Below are 2006 nucleotides of genomic sequence, written 5' to 3' on the forward strand. Positions count from 1 at the left end.
GCCGCCGCTGCGGCGGGCGTCGGCTGGTCAGGGGCACGGACTCAGCCGGCGTCGTCATGCTGAGAAGGCTACGTCCGCCGGTCCTGCTTGAAAGACCACCGAGGTGTGACCGGTACCGATCTGCCGGTGTCGATAAGAGCGAACTGACGCTGAGCCCATGCGCCCGCGGACGCGACGTTGGCACAAAATTCTCGAGCGTCCGCGTTTTCGAGGCCGCCGCGACATGTGCTGTGTAGAGGCGAAATTGGAGGGCCTGCGTTGAATCACTTCACCACTGTCGAACTGGACAGCACCAACCCGTACCCGAGCCTGCCGCCCCAGTGGGGCGAGGAGGCAGTCAAGATCATGCTCGACGCCGAACCCACTCGCGCGGTCCGTCGCAGACGGCGGCTGTGGACGGCATCTGCGCTGGCCGGGCTGGTACTGACGGGCGGGGCCGGCGTCGCAGTCGCCGCTCCACTACTGAATCGTCCGGTGCTTATGGGCGAGGTGATGCCGTACGTCGTGACCGTCGACGGCGAGTCGTGCTCTGCGACGATCCAGGTGCAGCCCGAGGACCCCGCGAACCGGGCGCTCAACACCCCTGAAGGGATGGCCGCGGCCGAACAGGCGCTACGCGGGCTTGATCTGGCCAATCTCGATATCGGATCGGCGCCGGAGTTCATGTTCCCGCCGAACACTCCCAAGCTTGCTGTTCAGCAACGCTGGAGCGGGATCTCATCCGTGGCGTTGCAGCTTGTGATTCAGCAGCTCAAGGACCAGGGCTTCACCGAAGAGGTGTCGATGGCTTCATCGATCGACTGTGGAAGCGAATGATGCGGACCGCTGACGAGCGAGCACACATCCTTCGCACCGCGATCGAGGACAACGCCGCGGACCTGCTCGCGTACCTGCTCCGGCGTACCTCGAATCACGAGGACGCCGCCGACCTGCTCGCAGAAACCGCGGAGACGGCATGGAAGCGCATCGCGATCATGCCCACCGACCCTGTCCGCGGCCGCATGTGGCTCTTCGTCACTGCCCGCCACAAGCTCGCAAACCATCAGCGGAAAAAAGTCGGGCAGGACCGCCTGACGACGGTCCTCGCGGACGACCTCCGCCAGAACGGTCAACAGCTCCCGATGCCATCCGATGACCAGATTGACGTGCAGAGGGCCGTGCGCTCGTTGCCAGCGAAACTCAGAGAAGTCATCGAACTCGTTCATTGGGATGGATTCACTGTGACCGAAGCGGCGCGAGTTCTCCGCCTGCCGACGTCCACCGCCCGCACCCGCTACGCCGCCGCGATCGTGCTGCTGCGCCAGACGCTCTGTGACCACGACACCGAACAGCTACCGGATCTCGCCGCATCGAGATAGCTGAACCTGCCACCTGCTGGCCGCCCCACTCGGCGCAAGGAGTGCGCAGTGTCGTTCCGTGAAGGGATGGTTGACCGGACAGTTGCGAAGCGGATCTCGTCTGAGACGATCGGCTCGGATCGGACACCACTAAGCATGAGCACGCCACCAGAAGCAGCAGCACTCGCGCGAGACGCTGCGGCGCGCACCGATGACGCCGCCCTGATGGACGGCGCGCGGCGAGGTGACCGGGCTGCGTTCGGCCGGCTTTACGACCGGCACGCGGCGACGACCTACCGCTACGCCCTCAGCATCGTCCGCGCGCCCACCGACGCCGAAGACGTCGTGCAAGACGTGTTCCTCACCACGTGGATGCGGATCAACGACGTCGCGATCGTGGACGCATCCGCCCTCCCGTGGCTGCTCACCACCGCACGGTTCACCGCGCTGAACCTCATCCGAACCAAGACCCGTGCACGGAACCGCACCGAGGACGCGGACCTGTCGCTGCACCCGGATCGACGTGGCACCCCTGACGAGGAAGTCACGAGACGCCAGCTCGCCGCGGCAATCGAGGAAGCCGTCTCCGAGCTCTCCGACACCGATCAAGCGCTGTACTACCTGTGTATCGAGCAGGGCAGCAGCTACGCCGACGCCGCGAAAGCACTC

At 65.4% G+C, this 2006-nt stretch carries 3 protein-coding genes; all 3 read left to right on the plus strand.

The features are described from left to right. Positions 1–258: 258 nt before the first annotated feature. On the plus strand, positions 259–816 hold the full coding sequence (locus tag C5C54_RS17430) for a hypothetical protein (RefSeq protein WP_104288904.1): 558 nt from the start codon (positions 259–261) through the stop codon (positions 814–816). Then, a complete protein-coding gene (locus C5C54_RS17435; protein WP_219812230.1) occupies positions 813–1358 on the plus strand; it encodes an RNA polymerase sigma factor in 546 nt (181 codons plus the stop codon). The genes C5C54_RS17430 and C5C54_RS17435 overlap by 4 nt, the downstream gene beginning before the upstream one ends. A gap of 48 nt (positions 1359–1406) precedes the next feature. Further along, positions 1407–2006, plus strand: a 600-nt coding sequence (locus tag C5C54_RS17440; RefSeq protein WP_146078905.1) for an RNA polymerase sigma factor, incomplete at its 3' end; no start/stop codon positions are given.

The organism is Rathayibacter sp. AY1F2, from assembly GCF_002930885.1.
In the GTDB taxonomy this organism is placed as follows: domain Bacteria; phylum Actinomycetota; class Actinomycetes; order Actinomycetales; family Microbacteriaceae; genus Rathayibacter.

What these genes read in the sequence shown, in the direction of transcription:
- C5C54_RS17435 (WP_219812230.1), top strand. Translation starts at nt 813, where the DNA reads ATGATGCGGACCGCTGACGAGCGAGCACACATCCTTCGCACCGCGATC.